This is a genomic window from Streptomyces sp. NPDC093261 (assembly GCF_044753645.1).
GTDB lineage: Bacteria > Actinomycetota > Actinomycetes > Streptomycetales > Streptomycetaceae > Streptomyces.
The window spans coordinates 402610-421155 of sequence record NZ_JBIVNO010000002.1 but is presented as its reverse complement, the minus strand read 5'-3'; the positions used below and the strand labels follow the sequence as shown (position 1 = coordinate 421155).

The window sequence follows — 18546 nt, the reverse complement described above, 5'->3', positions numbered from 1 at the left end:
CCCCGGCCATGCCCACAACACCTGATATGTCGATGGACATGACGACCGTCGGTGATCCCGGTCTCCTGGACACGCTGCAGCACGAGGTCGCGGTGTTCGCACGCCGTGCCGAACAGACGCGGCTCGGCGGGGTGGGGCAGGTGCGCAACTCCATGGACCGCGCCGCGTACCTGCTGCTCAACCGCCTCGACAAGGAGGGCCCGATGGGCGTCAAGGCGCTCGCGGCGAGCATGGGCATCGATTCGTCGACGGTCACCCGGCAGGTGGCCCCGCTGGTCGACACCGGTCTGGTCAAGCGCACCTCGCACCCGGAGGACGGTCGCGCGGTGGTGCTCCAGCTCTCCCCGCGCGGGCTGTCGCGGCTGGAGGAGGTGCGCTCGTCACGGCGCCGGCTGATGGCCGAACTGACGCACGACTGGACCCCGGAGGAGCGCGAGGCGTTCTGCGGCCTCCTCACCCGGTTCAACGTGGCCCTCTCCGCGCGCCAGTCCGCCCAGGGGTCGCCGGTGGCGGAGTCACAGCCGACGTCCTGAGCCTTCGGGCACGCGGTACGTCATCACGGCGACACGCGCGCGTACGGGCGCGCCCGGCTCTTGACCCGGGCGCGCGGCCGGTTTCATATGAGACCGGGTTTCTGTCGTACGCGGTCCGGCGCGCCGTTCACGCCCCTCTGGTCGTGGCCGCGCGACCGCCGCCGTACGCGGCCGGATCCCTTTCCCTTCAGGGTCGCCCTCAGGCGGGAGGCGCGGTGCGAGAACGGCATGAGTCCCAAGGCGCCCGCCGGGACCGGGAGTTCGAGGCGTTCGTCGCGGGCGCGGCCGGGCGGCTGCTGCAAACCGCCACCCTGCTGACGGCCGAAGCCCCGGACGGCAACCCCCGCGCACGACGCCTGCTGACCCTGGCCCTCGCCGAGACGTACGCCTCCTGGGACCGGCTGCGCGGCGAGGACCCCTACGACCGCGCCCGCCGCCGGCTGGCCACCCGCTTCGCGCACAGCGCGTGGCACGAGTACGGGCCACTCGGCCGGCACCGGCCGGACCCGGGGAGCGTGCTCGCCGCCCTGAGCCCCCAGGAGCGGCTGATCCTTGTGCTCAGGCTCTACGAGGGCATCGCCGAGGAACAGACGGCGGCGCTGCTGGGGCTGCCCACCGAACGGGTCCGGATGATCTGCGCACGGGCGACGGCGACGGTGCTGCACCCACGGGGCCCGGCACCGGCGCCGGTGGGGGTGGGTCCGTCGTGAGGGGCGTGGCGGCGGGGGCGTACGGGGAGCGCGACGCAGGCGGCTGCGGTGCGGAGGGCGCGGCGGAACGGGAGCGGGACGGAGACGACCGCGGCCCTCACCGTGCGGCAGCACGGGCGGAACGAGAGCGGGACGGAGACCGCGGCCCTGAGCGTGCGGCAGCACGGGCGGAACGAGAGCGGGACGGAGGTTGCCGGTGAACCTGCCCGAGCGGGAGGCCGCCGTGCGGCGGCTGCTGGAGCGCACACCACCCCCAGTACCGCCCGACCTCCATGCGGAGGCGGTCCGGCGCGGCAGCCGTATGCTGCGCCGCCGGGCCGCGGCCCGCCGCCTGCTGTGGCTGGCGCTGTTCGCCGCGGCCGTCGCCTTCCTCGTCTGGGCGTCCGTGGCGCGCCCCTGGGTGGAGCCGCCGTCGACGACGACTCCACCGATCAGCGACTGGTGAGACCGGGCCGCGCTGGGCGAGGGGAACTAGCCGAGGGCCTGCTTGAGGTCCTCCAGCAGATCGTCGACGTTCTCGATGCCCACGGACAGGCGGACCAGGTCGCCGGGCACCTCCAGGGCCGAGCCGGCCGCGGACGCGTGCGTCATGCGCCCCGGGTGCTCGATCAGCGACTCGACGCCCCCGAGGGACTCGCCGAGGGTGAACACCTTGGCGCGGTTGCAGACCTCGACGGCCGCCTCCTCGCCGCCCTCGACCCGGAACGAGACCATGCCGCCGAACCGCTTCATCTGCTTCGCGGCCGCCTCGTGACCGGGGTGCTCCGGCAGGCCCGGGTAGAGCACACGCGTCACGCGCGCGTGCCGGGTGAGCATGTCGGCGATCTTCGTCGCGTTCTCGCTGTGCCGGTCCATGCGGACGGCCAGCGTCTTGGTGCCGCGCAGCACCAGCCAGGAGTCGAAGGGACCGGCCACCGCGCCCATCGCGTTCTGGTGGTACGCCAGCTGCTCGCCCAGCTCCTGGTCGTTCACGATCAGCGCACCGCCGACGACGTCGGAGTGGCCGCCCATGTACTTGGTCAGGGAGTGCACGACGATGTCCGCGCCGAGCGACAGCGGCTGCTGGAGGTAGGGGGTCGCGAAGGTGTTGTCGACGACGAGCCGGGCGCCCGCGTCATGGGCGATCTGGGCGACGGCGGCGATGTCGGTGATGCCGAGCAGCGGGTTGGAGGGGGTCTCCACCCACACGGCCCTGGTCTTCGGGGTGAGCGCGGCTCGTACGGCGGCCGGGTCGCTGGTGTCGGCGACCGACCATTCCACGCCCCACCGGGAGACCACCTTGGCGAAGAGGCGGAACGTGCCGCCGTACGCGTCGTTGGGGATGACCACGTGGTCGCCGGGGCTGAGCAGCGTACGCAACAGGCAGTCCTCGGCCGCCAGTCCGGACGCGAACGCGAGGCCGCGGCGGCCACCCTCCAGGGCGGCGAGGTTCTCCTCCAGGGCGGTCCTGGTGGGGTTGGCGCTGCGGCTGTACTCGTAGCCGCCGCGCAGTCCGCCGACACCGTCCTGCTTGTAGGTGGAGACCTGGTAGATCGGCGGGACGACCGCACCGGTGAGGGGGTCGGCGGTGTTCCCCGCATGGATCGCGAGGGTCTCGAAGTGTTCGCTGATGTGCCTGTCACTCATGAGCACCGAGGGTAGTGCGCCCGCGGCCGGGATGGGATGACGGGCGCATGGCCGGAGGCGTCGCGCGGGGCCGGGCGGCGCGGTGGGCGGGCCGGACGGCGCGGTGCGCCGGGTGGGGTGCCGGGTTGTCCACAGGTTCCGCGACCGGGTTGGCACGGTGTCCGACCCGTCTGGTTCGCTTGACCCATGGTGATTCTCTGGGTCCTGATGGCGCTGGCCCTCTTCAGCATGGTTCTGCTGCCCGTCCGCGTGCGCAGGCGCGCGGGCATCCAGCAGGTCGCGCCGGGCGACCCGGACGCAGCGGACCCGGCGAACTACGGCTTTGTGCGCCAGGAGGAGCTGGACATCCGGATGCCCGGTCCCGACCAGGACCTGCTGGACGTCCTGGAGGTCGTGCAGCACACCCAGGACTACCGCGCGGCCGCGCAGCTCCTGGCCGGCACGCAGACGGAGGGTGAGACGCGCTGGCAGCGTGTGCAGGCCTTCGCGGGGGCCGCGTCCCTGGAGCTCCGGCAGCGACCCGGCGGGGTGAGCGAGACGCCGGGCGGCCAGTGGCTGCGGGTGTGGCGGGCCGAGGCCCCCAAGGACGCGGGCGGCGCGGCCGTGCAGGCGGAGTTCCTGGTGCAGCAGGCGTGGCGTACGTCGACACCGGGGACGGACGACTTCCGGATCATCATGGAGGAGGCGAGATCGGCGTGCGCCGAGGCGGCGCTGCTGGCCCCCGGCGACCCCGTCCCGTACATCATCGAGCTGTCGGTCGCCCGCGGACTGGCCTACCCGCAGCCGGAGTTCGAGCAGCTGTGGCTGAAGATCCTGGACCGCGCCCCCGCCCATATGGGAGCGCATCTGGCGGCCCTGCACTACTGGTGCGAGAAGTGGCACGGCTCGCGGCAGACGGCGTACTCCTTCGCGGAGGCCGCCGCGGCCCGGGCACCGCACGGCTCACTGCTGGCCGCGATGCCCCTCTTCGCGGTCTTCGAGCACCTGCCCGAGGTGAACCTGGTCAGCAGCTTCCACCGGAGCGAGGTCGTGACGAAGGCCGTCCACGGCGCGCTCTACGCTGTCCAGTCGGCCCGCCCCGACGACCCGATGCTCGCGCATGTCCGTCACCTCCTGGTGTTCTTCCTCGTCCGCGGCGAGCGCTGGGGCGAGGCGATGGCCCAGCTGGTCCATGTCGACGGCCATGTGGGGGCGCTCCCCTGGACCCTGACCGCGGATCCGGCCGGGGAGTACGCGGTGTACCGCGCGCTGGCGGTGGCGGGCTTCGAGGCGAACGGCGGCAGCCCGGCCACGCTCTTCCACTGAGACCGAGGCCCGGCGCGACCGCCCGTCATTTCCCCGCAGCCAGGTCGCGATCCACGATCACCGCCACCTTGCCCAGCGTGCCGTGGCCCGCCTTGAGCGACTCAAGTCCCGCATTGATCGACTCAACGGTGCTGTCGATGGTCCGGCCGACGTGCGGGACCACCGTTCCCTGCGTCGCCCACTCCATCGCCAGAGCCATCCCGCGCCTCCTGCCCGGCACGGCCGGGCCCCAGCCACGCCGACCGGGCGACCCACGGGTTTGACGGCGTCGAAGTGATGGGTTGTGGTGGAGGTATCCCGTCCGAACGACACGCCTCGTGCGGATCCGTCCGCCCGGCGGAGAGGGGACGGCCATGAGCCGGAAGGAGTCCCTGGTCGACGCCGACTGGGTGCAGCAGCACGCGGACGACGCGAACGTGGTGATCGTCGAGGTCGACGAGGACGTCAGCGCCTACGACGGCGGCCACATCCGCGGCGCGGTGAAGCTGGACTGGCGCGGCGATCTTCAGGATCCGGTCCGCCGCGACTTCGTCGACAAGAAGCGGCTCGAGGAGCTGATGTCCGAGCGCGGCATCACCCCCGAGGACACCGTGGTGCTGTACGGCGGCAACAACAACTGGTTCGCCGCCTACGCGTACTGGTACCTGAAGGTCTACGGCCACGAACGGGTACGTCTGCTCGATGGCGGCCGCAAGCTCTGGGAGCTGCAGTCGCGTCCGCTCACCGACGAGGTGCCGCAGCGGCCCGGCAGCGACTACACGGCCGAGGAGCCGGACTTCTCGATCCGGGCGTTTCGTGACGAGGTGCTGGACGCGATCGGGCACCGCAACCTGATCGACGTCCGCTCCCCGCAGGAGTTCTCCGGCGAGCTGCTGGCCCCCGCCAATCTGCCGCAGGAGCAGGCGCAGCGGGGCGGTCACATTCCGAGCGCCCGCAACGTCCCCTGGTCCAGGGCGGCCAACGACGACGGCACCTTCAGAACCGACGAGGAACTGCGCGCGCTCTACCGCGACGCGGGAGTCGACTTCGACCGCGACACCATCGCCTACTGCCGGATCGGCGAGCGCAGCGCCCACACCTGGTTCGTCTTCCACGAACTGCTCGACCACCCGAACGTGAAGAACTACGACGGCTCGTGGACCGAGTACGGCTCCATGGTCGGCGTTCCCATCGAGAAGTGATGCCGCCATGAGCACCGGGCTGCGGACGACGCAGCGGAGATGACAGGAACACCGTGGGTCCCGCCACCGTTCCCCGGGCCGTCGTGGCCGGGCGCGTCCAGGCCGCCGACGGGGCGCCTGTCGGCGCCTGGGTCCGGCTGCTCGATCCGGCGGGAGAGTTCGTCGGCGAGGTGGCCACGTCGCCGGCCGGCGAATTCCGCTTCGATGTGCTCCCGGGGCACTGGGTGCTGCGGGCGCTCTCGCCGTTCGGTGTCACGGAGACACCGGTCGAGGCCGAGCCGGGCCGGCCCGTCGAGGCCGTGCTGCGCGTCTCCGAGCGCCTGCCCGAACGTCTGGAGATCATCCAGATCTCGACCCTCAGCCTCGGCAACCGGAGCTACCTCATCACGGACGGAGCGGTCGCGGTCGCCGTCGACCCGCAGCGGGACCTCCAGCGGATCACCAGCGTGCTGGACTCCCGGGGACTGCGGCTCGACACGGTCGTGGAGACCCATGTGCACAACGACTATGTGACCGGCGGTCTGGAACTCGCCCGCCGCTGCCGGGCCGCCTATGTGGTGCCCGCCGGGCCGTCCCTGGGCTTCGACGCCGTCCGGGTCGCCGACGGCGACCGGCTGGCGGCCGGGGATCTGCGGATCCGGGTGATCTCCACGCCCGGGCACACCGATCACCACGTCGCCTACGCCTTCGCACCCGCCGACGAGGTGCCCCGGCTGGTCTGCACGGGCAGCTCCCTGCTCTACGGCACCACCGGGCGTACCGATCTCATGGGCGGGGAACTGGCCGAGCCGCTCGCCCACCGGCAGTACCGGTCGGTCCGCCGGCTGGCGGAGTTGCTGCCGGACGACACCGTGGTGCTGCCGACCCACGGTTTCGGCAGCTTCTGCGCCGCGACGACGGCCGGCGCTGCGCACCGGTCCACCATCGGCCGGGAGCGGGAGGTGAACCCCGTCTTCCGCCAGTCCGAGGACGCCTTCGCGACCGGGACACTGGCCGGTCTGGAGCCGTACCCCGCGTACTACCGTCGCATGGCGCGGATCAACGCCACCGGGCCGCCGCCCCCGTCCTCGCTCACGGAGCCGAGCCCGGCGGATCCGGCCGAACTGGCCGACCGGATCACGGCGGGCGAGTGGGTGGTGGACGTGCGCCCGCGCGCCCGTTACGCCCCGGTCCACCTGCCGGGCACGGTGAACATCGACGCCTCCGGGTCCCTCGCCACCTATCTGGGCTGGCTGGTGCCGTTCGACTCCCCCCTGACCCTGCTGGCCCCCGACCAGGACGAGCTCGAAGCGGTCCGCAACGAGCTGCTGCGGATCGGCTTCGACCGGATCGCGGCGGCCGCCGTCGGAGACCCGCTCCAGTGGGCGGGTCCCCGGCGGCTGGCCTCGTATCCGCGCTCCGATTTCGCCACCCTCGCCGCCGTCCGGCCGGGGCGGCCGGTTGAGGTGCTGGACGTCCGCGCCGGCCGCGAGTGGCGGTCCGGCCACCTCCCCGGCGCCCACCACATCCCGCTGCCCGAGCTGCCCGGTGCCCTCGCGTCCCTGCCGGACGCGGAGTACTGGGTGCACTGCCACAGCGGCTTCCGGGCCGCGATCGCGGCCTCGCTGCTGGATGCCGCCGGACACCGCGTCGTCCTCGTCGACGACGCCGTCGAGCATGCGCGGCCCAGGGTCCATGAGGCGTGAGGTCACCCGGTACGGCGGGCCTCCTGGATCAGGCAGCGGTGGGCCGACGGGAAATGCTATTCACGTAAATATATGGTTGGACGCCTATGGGGAATTACGTCAGGCGGGTACGTTCATCCGATGAGATGAACGTTTCTTCATGGATTCATTCCCCCGAATGCCCGATACCTTGGGCCGGTTGGCCCTCGTTAGGTGATCGTGACTTGGAACGAACCGGAAGATCAGATCCCCGCCCGGACCGGAGCCGTGTGGCACGACCCGGTGATCGGCGACCTGCGCGTCAAGGGTTGCTCGGACCTTCTTGAAGACTTCCTCAAGAGGATCGGCCAGATGGAAAGTGAATACCTGCGCGCTTTCAACGGAACCGCCTGAGCGAAGGGCGCGGAGGAGCTAGAGAATGGACAGGCTTCAAGGCGAGCCAAGCCTCTACGACATTCCGTTCGCCCTGCGAACGGATTACGACCCGTTGGGGCAGCCTTCCTACGACGTCGACCCCCGCGACGCACATCCCGTCTGGAGCACCCCCGGCCCGGACATCACGCCGAACGGCTGGGACCCGGACGAGGAGCTGGCCCAGATGCTGTCCACCGTGACTGCCGCGGACCCCGCACCGGTCAGCCTGGACGGGCAGCATCGCCACCGGAGCGAGCGGCGCCGGCCCCGCCCGGCGCCCCATGTGCTCGACAGCGGCCAGCCGGTGACCCCGATCACCGTCCTCGTCGCCACGATCGCCGCGTGCTCCGTGGCGATGCTGGGGTGGTCCACCGCCTATTCGTACAGTCAGCTGCGCGCCATCGCCTCGACGGTCCTCCCGTCGCCCCTCGCGCAGTGGTGGCCGCTGACCGTGTACGGGCCGTGGTTCGTGGCGGCCCTTTCCATTCTGCGCGCGTCCATTCAGCACCGGACCGCCCGGCGGTCCTGGGGGGTCGTCCTCGTCGCCTCCGCCACCGCGGTGGCCCTCTGCATCAGCCATTCCTCGCACTCCACGCTCTCGATGGTGATCGTCGGAATTCCGCCGATCACGGCCCTGGTGTGTTTCCGGGAACTCGTCGGACAGGTCTCCTCCAAATACCGCCCGCGGCACGCGGCGCACGGCAAGGAGCCGTCCAACGGCGGCTGACCCGGCGACTCGAGCACCCCGCGGCCGTCCCGTCGGCGCCGTGGTCCCGTACGAAGGGCCATGACCGTCGGCGGGACGGTGCGCGTCCTGTGGCACCTCCCGCGGACCGGAGTCAGCCGGAGGCTTCGGCGGGGAGGCGGTACGCGGCCAGGGCGGCGGTGTCGTCGTCGAGGCTTCCGCCACTGAAGGCGATGAGGTCCCGGTGCAGATACGCGAGGAGGTCCTGGGGAGGCAGGGGCCCCCAGGAACGCACGCGGTCGAGGAGCGGATAGAAGGTTCCGTCGGCGGCGCGGGTCTCGGTTACTCCGTCGGTGTACAGCAGAAGCTGGTCGCCGGGGCTGAACAGCGCCTCGTCCACGTGGTAGCTGTCCCCGACCATGACGCCGATGTTGATGGGCGGGGAGGGATCGGTCGGCTCCAGCTCGCTGACCTCCTCCCCGCCGATGTGCAGGGGTGGCGGATGGCCGCAGTTGACGATGCGGACCACGGGTTCGCGGTCGGGAATCTCCACGAACACCGCGGTGACGAAGCGTTCCACCACATCGTTGCCCTCCAACTGCTCGGCCATGCGGGTCATGCTCCGCTCCACCCGGCGCGCCACCCCGGCCAGATCGGGTTCGTCGTGGGCGGCCTCACGGAAGGCACCGAGCATCGTCGCGGCCGTCTCCACCGCGACCAGGCCCTTGCCCCGCACATCGCCGATGAGCAGGCGGACTCCGTACGTCGTGGGCACGGCCTCGTAGAGGTCACCGCCGATGCGCGCCTCCGCGGCGGCGGACAGATAGAGGGTCTCGATGGACACCTGGCCCAGGCGTCGTGGCACCGGGCGCAGTAAAACCCGCTGGGCGGTCTCGGCCACGGAACGCACGGTGGCGAGGGTGCGCTCCCGGCGCATGCGGCTGGCGGCCAGGATCGTGCCGAGGATGCCGACCAGTGCGGTGGAGATGTAGCTGGCCACATAGTGGCGCTCCCAGATGTACCCGACCGCGCGGCCGGCGCAGCACGGGGTGCCGGCCAGGATGGCCTCGAAGCCGACGGCGAAGACCGTGATGGCGCCGACGACGGCGGGCCCGTGGGCGTAGGCCGCGACCACGGGGAGGGCGATCAGCAGAAAGCTCACCGGCCACTGCACGGGAGTGATCGGTTCGAGGATCAGGAGCACCACGACGTAGATGGCCGGGAGCCAGCGCAGCCATACGGGCGGTGCGGGCACCCGCAGACCCGTGCTGCTCACCCGTGCCACCCGGCTGCCCGCGCTCCCGCGGCGGCCCGGCCACCTCACGGTGCGCTCCGGCGAGGGCGGTGCGGCACTGGCCCGGGAGAGGCGGAGGGACGGACGGTGGTGGGACCCGGGTCGGGTCGGGCGTCCCGGCGGATCCACTCACACGGCCTGTGCACGAGAACTCCTGGCAGGGCTTGATCACCGGCGTCGGGCCGCTGGGGGCGGCGAGTCCGGGCAGCGAACGGGCTGATGCGGGGGACGCCGCCGGTTTCGAGGGGCCTGTGACCGTATCAGCGCATTCGTCCTGCCGGTGCTCGGACACGCTGCGACAGGCGGAACGGCACCCGTCCCTCGCAGGCGGGTGCCGTTCGCGAACTGCCGTCGAGGCGCAGCTAGCCGGCCATGGACACGGCGAAGGGCGACAGGGCCGGCGCGAGCTGCGCCCCCGGCGTCAGACCGAGCGCGACGAGGGCGTCGGGCAGGCCCCGGCCGACGCGCGCCGCGTCGGCCGTGCCCGGTGTGGCCAACGGACGGCAGCTCGCCGCGATGATCTCGAACAGATGCCGCACCCGGCCGGATCCGCGGGGCAGCAACTGGCCGTGGAAGTCCTCGTGGTGGGCGAGGACGAGGGCGGCCAGGCCCACCACATGCGCCGAGGCCGCGCCGGTGCCGTCGAGGGCCGTGTATCCGCCCTGGGGCGCACACGAGAGGACCGCCACTCCGGGGGCGGCCGCGTCGACCCCGGCCCCGTAGGCGCTGAACGGTGCGACGAACAGTCCCTCGGGAGTGAGCTGCGGTCCGCAGTGGGTGGCCTGGGAGGTGTCCGGCGGATACGAGCCGTAGGCGCCGAGCGCGCCCACGGCGAACACGGTGGGCAGCGAACCCGGGAAGGAGACCGGCCCGCCGGAGTCGCCCGCCGGGGCGACGCAGGCGATGCCCGCCGCGGTCGCGTCGGCCAGCTTGCGGGAGACCAGGGCCGACGGGTACGGGGCCGTCACGGCGACGTGGGCGATGTCGGCCTCGCACTCGATGCAGTGGTCCAGGGCGGCGATCAGGTCGCTGAACCGTCCGTCCGGCATCACCTTGCAGACCTCGATCTCGGCGTCGACCGCGATGCCGATGACGCCCTTGCCGGTGTCCGCGCCGGCGATGATGCCCGCCGCATGGGTGCCGGTGCCGATCCGGTCGTGGGCCCAGCCCCGCTCCTCGCCGCGCACGAAGTCGGCGCCGGAGCGCACCCGCTGCTTCAGATCGGGGTGCTCGGCGCTGACGCCCGAGCCGATGAGCGCGACCCTGACGCCGAAGGCACGGAAGGTCGGGGGCAGTCGGTCCAGCCGCATGGCCTGCTGGCCCCAGCCGTACTGCTGCCGTGTCTCCAGCTCCGGGTACACCTGGGCCAGTGGAGTGAGGATGACGCGGTTCTCCTGGGTCGCCGACAGGTCGGGGCGGGGGATCCAGCGGTCCGTGTAGCCGCCCGCGGGCCGGACGTAGAGGGACTGGGCGGACTGGGCGGTCTCCGTGGCCAGTGTGAGGGTGGCCGTGCCGTCGGCGCCGGTGATTCCCTGGGCCGGCCAGGCCGCCCCGATCAGGAACACCGCGGCGCCGGCCAGGGGTTCGCCCTCCGGGCCGCAGACCCGGAACGCGATGTCCACCGGCTGGTCCAAGGGCATGACCAGGCCCGGATCGCGCAGGGGCAGCATCCCCATGGCCGGTGCGGCGACGGGCCCGGCCCCGGCCAGCGGCAGGTCCGGCTCGATATGCAGGTGCAGCGACCGCAACGCCGGCACCTGGGCCTCGGCCGCCTCGATCACCACGATCTCCGGGCAGGAGGGGGCCATCCCGGCCGACTCGAGCCGCTGCGACGGCCGGAGTCTGCGGACCAGCTCGACCTCCGGCATCCGCTCCAGTTGGTCGCACAGTGTGTCCATGCCGAGTTCGGGGACTCCCGGCGGCAGCAGATGCTGCGGCAGCGGTGTGACCATGTACCGCTGCCGGCGCGGACGCACCGACAGCGGAGACTGCGCGTCCTTCCTGCGGGCCCCGGGCCGGCTGCTCTCGGGTCCCGGCGCACCGGCCCCCGCGTCCTCGGCCCCGCCCTCGCGGTTGTTTCCGGGCCTTTCCTTGACCATTGCGTCCACCTTCACCACGCCTACGTCGTCCTTGTGCTTCCGATCCGGCGGGGGCGGCCTGCGCTTCCACGGTGATGCGGTGTGCCCGGGAGCCGCTCCCGGGCACACCGCATCGCGCGCCGCCCTGGGATCAGCCGATGCCGAAGGGCTGACCCATCTGACCGAAGCCGAAGCCGGGCTGCTGGTACTGCGGGAACGGCTGCTGCACACCGAAGTGCCCCATGCCCTGCATGGGCTGGATGCCCTGCTGGCCCTGGATGCCCTGCTGGCTCTGCTGGAGCAGCGTCACGATGGCCATCGGCAGGGCCTGCTGCACCGACTGCTCCACCGCCTGCCGGATGCCCGCGTGCAGCGATTGGTGCAGCGCGAGCGCGAGGTAGGGGTGCGCCTGCTGGGCCATGCCCTGCTGCTGGAGCTGCTGCTGGACCTGCTGGATGTGCTGGAGCGACTGCTGCATTCGCTGGGCGATCTGCTGGCTCGCCTGCTGACAGGCCTGCTGGATGGCCTGCTGGATCATCTGTGCGATCTGGGGCTGGGGGCCGCCGATCTGCTGGCCGTACTGCTGCAGGGGCTGGGTACCGGTCATCACCGACATGAATGCTCCATTCGATGGCACCACGAGGAAAGCCGACATATGGGTCTATGCAGGCTTTGTCGGGAGAATCCGACGCCCTGAAGCTAAGGTGGCGCCACCCCGCCCGCAATCGGATGCCGGCCTCCGCGAACACCGACCAAGATCGGCCAGGCGCTGCGAACTACGGGCCCACGACCGGCCCGTGACCACGCAGAGAACACCACCGCGACCGGCCCGCCACCGCATGGCGAACACCACCGGCACCGATCCCTCACCGCATGGCGAACACCACCGGCACCGATCCCTCACCGCATGGCGAACGTCACCGCGATCGGCCCGTCACCTCGCGGATCGCGCCCGTCGCGGGTGGACGAGGCCCGCGGGCAAGCCGCCACGCGGACCACAGCGCCGCCATCACCCCACCGCCGCACAGACCGCACCCGCCGCGATCGGCCATCAAGGGCAGACGACACACGCCGCACGGGCCGACGGCCACGGGAACGACACCACCGCGACCAGCCCGCCACCGCACAGACCACATCCGCCGCGCTCACTCATCACGGGCAGACGACACACACCCCGCCGTCCGGCCGCCAGGCGCACAGCCCCCACCGCGACCAGCCCGCCACCACACCCCTCGCGACCGCCCACAGGCGCGGGCACCCGGCACCCGGCACCCGGCACCCGGCACCCGGCACCCGGCACCCGGCACCCGGCACCCCGAAACGCCGTGAGGCGGCGGTAGTGGCCGCCTCACGGCGTTCGGGATGGCCGGATGCTCAGATGGTGGCCGTGTCGATCACGAAGCGGTAGCGCACATCGCTGTTCAGCACCCGCTCGTACGCCTCGTTGATCTCGGACGCGGCGATCAGCTCGATCTCCGCGCCGATGCCGTGCTCCGCACAGAAGTCCAGCATCTCCTGGGTCTCACGGATACCGCCGATGGCGGACCCGGCGAGGGTCTTGCGGCCGCCGATCAGCGAGAACAGGTTGAACGAGATGGGCTCCTCGGGCGCGCCCACGTTCACCAGCGCGCCGTCCGCCCGCAGCAGCGACAGGTACGCGCCGAAGTCCAGCGGCGCCGACACGGTCGAGACGATCAGGTCGAAGGAGCCCCGCAGCTCCTCGAAGGTCTTCGGGTCGCTGGTGGCGTAGTAGTGGTCGGCGCCCAGCTTCAGCCCGTCCTCCTTCTTGCGCAGGGACTGGGAGAGCACGGTCACCTCGGCGCCCATGGCGTGCGCGAGCTTGACGGCCATGTGGCCGAGGCCGCCCAGGCCGATGACCGCGACCTTCCTGCCGGGGCCGGCGTTCCAGTGGCGGAGCGGGGAGAACGTGGTGATGCCGGCGCAGAGCAGCGGGGCGGCCACGTCGAGGGAGAGGCCGTCGGGGATACGGACGGTGTACTTCTCGTCGACGACGATCTTCTCTGAGTAGCCGCCGTAGGTGGGCTCACCGTTCTTGTCGAGGGCGTTGTACGTGCCGACCATGCCCTTGAGGCAGTACTGCTCGAGCCCTGCCTCGCAGTTCTCGCATTCGCGGCAGGAGTCGACCATGCAGCCGACGCCCACGCGGTCGCCGACCTTGAACTTGGTGACGCCGGACCCGACCTCGGACACCACGCCCGCGATCTCATGGCCCGGAACCATCGGGAAGATCGCCTCACCCCAGCCCTCACGGGCCTGGTGGATGTCCGAGTGGCAGATGCCGGCGAACTTGATGTCGATCAGAACGTCGAACTCGCCGACCTCGCGGCGCTCGATCGTGGTGCGCTCGAGCGGAGCCTTGGCGGCGGGTGCGGCGTACGCAGCAACGGTGGTCATGCCGGAGTTCACTCCTCGGGGGGTCAGTGCGCCCGGCCGCCTTCCTGCCGGGCACGGCTTCCAGCGTGCCCGCCCGCGCGGCTTCCACCCAGGTCACAGCTCTGCCTACGTTCGACGGTCCTACTACTGACGGGGTCAGGTTCAGGCGCCTACGACCAGGAATACTGGACGTATGGACGAACAGCGCGACGCCGTGCAGGCGCCCGCCGCGGGAGCCGGCCAGGCCCTGGACCGGCGCGCCGAGCTGAGCGAGTTTCTGCGCACCCGGCGGGCCCGGCTCAAGCCGGAGGACGTGGGACTGCCCGCCTTCGGACGGCACCGTCGGGTGCCGGGGCTGCGGCGCGAGGAGCTGGCGCAGCTCGCCGGGGTGTCCGTGGCGTACTACACACGGCTGGAACAGGGCAACGGACGGAACGTGTCGGCGGAGGTACTCGACGCGATCGCCCGCGCGCTGCGGCTGACGGACGCGGAGCACGCTCATCTGACGCATCTGGCCAAGCCGAAGGCGCACAAGAAGAAGGCGTCGGCGCGGTCGCAGCATGTGAGGGCGTCGCTGCGCCAGCTGCTGGACTCCTTCGACAGCGTCCCGGCGTACGTGATGGGCAGGCGCGCGGAGGTCCTCGCGTGGAACCGGATGGCGGCGGCCGTCTTCGGGGACTGGGGAGAGCTGCCGCAGCAGGAGCGGAACTGGGCGCGGATGGTGTTTCTGCGGTCCCAGTACCAGGACCTGTTCGTGGACTGGGAGCAGAAGGCGATCGACATCGTGTGCCAGCTGCGGTACGAGGCGGGCTGCCACCCGGACGATCCCCGGCTGTCGGCGCTGGTCGGGGAGCTGTCGGTGAAGAGCGAGGACTTCCGGCGGCTGTGGGCGACGCACGACGTCAAGGAGAAGAGCCACGGCCTGAAGCATCTGCGGCATCCGCTGGTCGGCGACCTGGCCCTGCAGTTCGAGTCGTTCAGGGTGCCGGACGACGGTGAGCTGGCGCTGGTGACGTACCACGCCGAGCCGGGGTCCGTGTCGTCGGAGGCGCTGCGGCTGCTGGCGAGCTGGGGCACGGACGCGACCCGCGCGGGCACCACCGCGCCCCGCCCCTGACCCACGCTCCGTCCGTCCCAGGGGTTCACACGGACACGGACAGACACGGAACGGCCCGCCGGAAGGAATCCTTCCGGCGGGCCGTTCGCCAGCCGCCCGGCGGCTCAGCGGCTCACTTGCCGTAGAACGCGTTGTAGATCGAGATCGTCGACTTGTTGCCCTTCTTGTCGGCGATCTTGGCGTGGAACGAGAGGCCCTGGCCCTTGGCCGGGTTCCTGTAGGTGATCGTGCCGTGCTTGACCGTCAGCTTCGTCCAGGTCCTGCCGTAGTCGTACGACACCCACACACCGAGGGACCGCAGATTGCGGCCCGCGGCCGAACCCTGCACGGTGACCGGGATGGTGACCTTCTTGCCGGCCTCGACACGGCTGTCCAGGCCGGTGGTCGCGCCGAAGCGGACCGAGGAGGCGGGCAGCTTGGCCTCGTCCGTCTTCTTGGACCTGAACGTCCAGCTCGCGTCGATGCGGGTGGACGCGGCGGCGACCTTCACGCTGCGGATGACCGAGGTCGTCAGCTTGTACGAGGCGTCACCGGACGGCACCGCGAAGCTCTCCATCCCGAACATCGGGTCGGCGTTCGAGCCCACCTCGGTGCCGTTGCGGTACAGCGTCGTCTTGACCGACATGAAGTCCGAGGACCCGGAGTGCGTCTGGCCGTCGGCGAACAGCGGCAGCAGCCCGTAGATCCGGTTGCCCTCACGGAAGATGCCGTAGACCGAGTCGACCTTCGGCCCGAAGACGGCCGTGTTGAAGGTCTTGCCGTAGCTCTTGCCCGCCTTGAAGCTCTCGGGGGCGTCGAGCGTGTAGTACGCCTCCGCGATCGGGAAGCCCTCGGGGTTCTTCTTTCCGCTGAACTGCGCGAAGTCGAGGGCCCACTGGACCTTCTCGCCGGTCGACACATACAGCGTGCGGGTGCTGCGCAGCTTCTGCTCGACCGGGGCGTTCCCGGCGAAGTCGTCCGGCAGTTCGGCGTAGGCGCCGACCGCACCGGTCTTGCCGCTGCTCGCCGAGCCCAGGTTGACCTTCAGTGTGGCCAGCTCGCCCGCCTTGAAGTGGCGGACGTGCGCGCCTTCGAGCCTGCTGACATGGGCGCCGGTGAAGACGTCGTACTCGGCCGCGTCACCCTTGGTCCACTGGCCGAACCAGCTCTGCCAGAGCCCCGAGGACATCGCCGGGCCGACGTGCGCGATGCGCAGGTCCTGGAAGGACGGCACCAAGAGGCTGGTGCCGGTGCCCATGTCCGCCGTCTCGAAGGTGTACGAGACCATCGCGGACGCCGGCTTGGCGGCGGCGTCCGGCACGGTGATGTCGGCGGCCCTGGTCGTGGTCAGGTCGAGGGTGACCGAGGTGTCCTTGGTGACGCTCAGCTTGGGCTGGACCAGCCAGTCCGCGCCGCCCTCGATCGAGTCCGGATTCCTCACCGAGACCGAGTCGAGCAGGTATGTGCCCTTGGGCACCCGGAGCTTGACGGTGTTGTCGGAGCTCTGGGAGAAGTAGTCCCGTCCGTCGCCCGTGCCCGAGAGGTCCGTCAGATCGCTCAGGTGGACGGGGTTCTGGCCGTCACGGTCGATGTACTTCAGGGTGACGTCGTACGACTCCGCCTCGCGCTCCACGGCCGCGGCCGTGCGCACGCTCTGGCCGCCGCCCGTCGCCGTCACATACGCCGAGTAGGCGCCGTTGGTGCCGCCGCCCAGCTTGGTGTCCGTGCTGACCGGGACCGAGGCGGTGCCGCCCGCCGGGACGGTGACCTTCGTCGCGCCGAGCGAGAAGAAACCGGCCGGCGCCGGCTGGCCCTTGGGGTTGGTGGCGGTCAGCGAGAGCGACAGGGTGACGTCGGTCTTGCCGAGGTTGCGGTATGTCAGCTCCTTGGTGGCCGGCTCGTCGTCGGTGTGCGGCCACTGCGCGACGCCGAAGTTCACCGACGACGGTTCGGCGAGCACGGTCTGCCTGATCGCCCGGTCCACCGCGATCCGGCCGGAACCCTGTTCGAACGGGGTGTACTTGCCGCCCTTGGCGGAGCCCGTGAGCGCGGACTTCAGCTCGGCGAACGTCCAGTCCGGGTGCTCCTGCTTCAGGATGGCGGCGGCACCCGCGACATGCGGGGTCGCCATCGACGTACCCGAGATGGTCAGGTAGCCGGCCGGCTTCTCGCCCACCTCCTTGTCGATGAGGCTGCCAGGGGCCGCGGCGGCGGTGATGTCCACGCCGGGGGCGGTGACATCGGGCTTGATCGCGCCGTCGAGGCCGGGGCCGCGGCTGGAGAAGGACGCCAGCTTGTCGGCGCCGTCGACGGCGCCGACGGTGAGCGCGTCGGCCGCGCTGCCCGGGGAGCCGATGGTCTGGCCGCCCATCTCGCCGTCGTTGCCCGCAGCGATGGCGAACAGGATGCCCTTCTGCTCGGACAGCTTGTCGACCTCGGCCTCGAGCGGGTCGATCCCGGGGGTGTCCGCGCCGCCCAGGCTCAGGTTGACGATGTCGGCGCCCTGCTGGGCGGCCCACTCCATGCCGGCCAGGATGCCGGAGTCGTCGCCGTAGCCGTCGTCGTCCAGGACCTTGCCGCTGAGGATCTTCGCGCCGGGCGCGACGCCCTTGTACGTGCCGTGCGACTTGGCGCCGGTGCCGGCCACGATGGACGCCACGTGCGTGCCGTGGCCGACCTTGTCGGCGACGGTGGCGGCGGTGGAGAAGTTCTTGGCCGCGATCACCTGGCCCTTGAGGTCCGGGTGGTCGGCGTAGACGCCCGTGTCGAGCACGGCGACCTTGACGCCCTTGCCGTCGTAGCCCGCGGCCCAGGCCGCCGGGGCGCCGATCTGCGGCACGGACTTGTCGAGGCTGGCCTTGCGGACGCCGTCGAGCCAGACGTGCGCGATGCCGGAGGCGGCGCGGTCGCCGTCGGTGACGGCCTTCCACAGCCGGTCCGTGTCCCGCTGGGGCGTCTGGACGGCGTCCGCGTTCAGGGACTTCAGGCTCCGGCGGAGCGTGCCCGCCTCCCGAACGTCGGCCTTCGCGGTGTTCGCGGTGCCCCGGTAGCCGACGATGACCTTCAGACCGTTCTTCTGGTCCTCGCGGGTGCGGGTCGTGTTGAGTGCGGAGAGGTCGAACAGCCGGCGGTCGAGCTTCCCGGAAGCGATCATGGCGGCCGCGTCGGCGGGCACCACATAGGTGTGGCCGGCGGCCTTGCGCACCTGAATCGGCACGTTCTCGCGGCCCTTCGCCCGCTCCAGGCCGACGACACGGCCCTTGGCGTCGACCACGACGCGGTCACCGGTGATCAGCGTGATGCGGTGCTTCGCCGTGAGCCCCGCGGCGGCGGCCGGACGCGCAACCGTCGCCGGCTTCGCCGACGCCGGGCTGGTCATACCCGCCGCCAGCGCCACGGCGGCCGCCGTGGCGACGGTCGCCGCGCATGCTCTTTTCACTTGTCTGCGCAAGACTCCCCCAGGAGATGAGGTACCAGGCGAATTCCCCGTTCACCTGGCCGAGGGAAGTCCCGAACGCATGCACGTCAACCCCCCGGACCACGCAGTATGCCGGGGGGTGATCAGC

The 18546-nt window shown here is 71.4% G+C and carries 16 protein-coding genes; 9 read left to right on the top strand and 7 right to left on the bottom strand.

Annotated elements, in window-relative coordinates:
* The first annotated feature begins 26 nt into the window (after positions 1–26).
* The 3 genes from ACIP94_RS08345 (at position 27) to ACIP94_RS08335 (ending at position 1688) form a co-directional block, all read left to right on the top strand.
* On the top strand, positions 27–533 hold the full coding sequence (locus tag ACIP94_RS08345) for a MarR family winged helix-turn-helix transcriptional regulator (RefSeq protein ID WP_402421302.1): 507 nt from the start codon (positions 27–29) through the stop codon (positions 531–533).
* 215 nt (positions 534–748) lie between these two features.
* Entirely contained in the window at positions 749–1243 is a 495-nt protein-coding gene (locus ACIP94_RS08340; RefSeq protein ID WP_402421300.1) for a sigma factor-like helix-turn-helix DNA-binding protein, read from the top strand.
* A gap of 196 nt (positions 1244–1439) precedes the next feature.
* Positions 1440–1688: a hypothetical protein gene (locus ACIP94_RS08335; RefSeq protein ID WP_402421297.1), complete on the top strand. Its 249-nt coding sequence runs from the start codon at positions 1440–1442 to the stop codon at positions 1686–1688.
* Positions 1689–1714: 26 nt separating this feature from the next.
* Here the strand turns inward: ACIP94_RS08335 and ACIP94_RS08330 are convergent, their stop codons facing one another.
* On the bottom strand, positions 1715–2869 hold the full coding sequence (locus tag ACIP94_RS08330) for a cystathionine gamma-synthase (protein WP_402421294.1): 1155 nt from the start codon (positions 2867–2869) through the stop codon (positions 1715–1717).
* Between the two features lie 186 nt (positions 2870–3055).
* Here ACIP94_RS08330 and ACIP94_RS08325 point away from each other — a divergent pair, with 186 nt between their 5' ends.
* A complete protein-coding gene (locus ACIP94_RS08325) occupies positions 3056–4174 on the top strand; it encodes a hypothetical protein (RefSeq protein WP_402421291.1) in 1119 nt (372 codons plus the stop codon).
* Positions 4175–4199: 25 nt separating this feature from the next.
* Here ACIP94_RS08325 and ACIP94_RS08320 read toward each other — a convergent pair whose 3' ends face one another.
* The gene (locus tag ACIP94_RS08320; protein WP_402421288.1) at positions 4200–4373 is read right to left on the bottom strand and encodes a hypothetical protein; all 174 of its coding nucleotides are present in this window, start codon (positions 4371–4373) and stop codon (positions 4200–4202) included.
* 154 nt (positions 4374–4527) lie between these two features.
* On the opposite strand from ACIP94_RS08320, the gene ACIP94_RS08315 reads away from it, so the two are divergent.
* The 4 genes from ACIP94_RS08315 to ACIP94_RS08300 all read left to right on the top strand — a co-directional run bounded on the left by ACIP94_RS08315 (position 4528) and on the right by ACIP94_RS08300 (position 8160).
* Positions 4528–5355 (top strand): sulfurtransferase, encoded by an 828-nt coding sequence (locus ACIP94_RS08315; RefSeq protein WP_402421285.1) that lies wholly within the window; start codon positions 4528–4530, stop codon positions 5353–5355.
* 53 nt (positions 5356–5408) lie between these two features.
* Complete coding sequence (locus ACIP94_RS08310) at positions 5409–7040, top strand: DUF1416 domain-containing protein (protein WP_402421283.1); 1632 nt, start codon at positions 5409–5411, stop codon at positions 7038–7040.
* 198 nt (positions 7041–7238) lie between these two features.
* A complete protein-coding gene (locus ACIP94_RS08305) occupies positions 7239–7412 on the top strand; it encodes a hypothetical protein (protein WP_402421280.1) in 174 nt (57 codons plus the stop codon).
* A gap of 25 nt (positions 7413–7437) precedes the next feature.
* Positions 7438–8160, top strand: a complete 723-nt coding sequence (locus tag ACIP94_RS08300; RefSeq protein ID WP_402421277.1) for a DUF2637 domain-containing protein — start codon at positions 7438–7440, stop codon at positions 8158–8160.
* Between the two features lie 112 nt (positions 8161–8272).
* On the opposite strand, the gene ACIP94_RS08295 is transcribed toward ACIP94_RS08300, so the two are convergent.
* The 4 genes from ACIP94_RS08295 to ACIP94_RS08280 all read right to left on the bottom strand — a co-directional run bounded on the left by ACIP94_RS08295 (position 8273) and on the right by ACIP94_RS08280 (position 13905).
* Entirely contained in the window at positions 8273–9403 is a 1131-nt protein-coding gene (locus tag ACIP94_RS08295) for a PP2C family protein-serine/threonine phosphatase (RefSeq protein WP_402421747.1), read from the bottom strand.
* A 371-nt stretch (positions 9404–9774) separates the two neighbouring features.
* Positions 9775–11511: a S8 family serine peptidase gene (locus ACIP94_RS08290; protein ID WP_402421274.1), complete on the bottom strand. Its 1737-nt coding sequence runs from the start codon at positions 11509–11511 to the stop codon at positions 9775–9777.
* A gap of 130 nt (positions 11512–11641) precedes the next feature.
* Complete coding sequence (locus tag ACIP94_RS08285) at positions 11642–12106, bottom strand: hypothetical protein (protein WP_402421271.1); 465 nt, start codon at positions 12104–12106, stop codon at positions 11642–11644.
* Between the two features lie 758 nt (positions 12107–12864).
* Positions 12865–13905, bottom strand: a complete 1041-nt coding sequence (locus ACIP94_RS08280) for an NAD(P)-dependent alcohol dehydrogenase (RefSeq protein WP_402421268.1) — start codon at positions 13903–13905, stop codon at positions 12865–12867.
* Between the two features lie 172 nt (positions 13906–14077).
* Between ACIP94_RS08280 and ACIP94_RS08275 the strand changes: the two genes are divergently transcribed.
* Positions 14078–15001 (top strand): helix-turn-helix domain-containing protein, encoded by a 924-nt coding sequence (locus ACIP94_RS08275; RefSeq protein WP_402421265.1) that lies wholly within the window; start codon positions 14078–14080, stop codon positions 14999–15001.
* Between the two features lie 112 nt (positions 15002–15113).
* Here ACIP94_RS08275 and ACIP94_RS08270 read toward each other — a convergent pair whose 3' ends face one another.
* A complete protein-coding gene (locus tag ACIP94_RS08270; protein ID WP_402421262.1) occupies positions 15114–18419 on the bottom strand; it encodes a S8 family peptidase in 3306 nt (1101 codons plus the stop codon).
* Between the last annotated feature and the right edge of the window lie 127 nt (positions 18420–18546).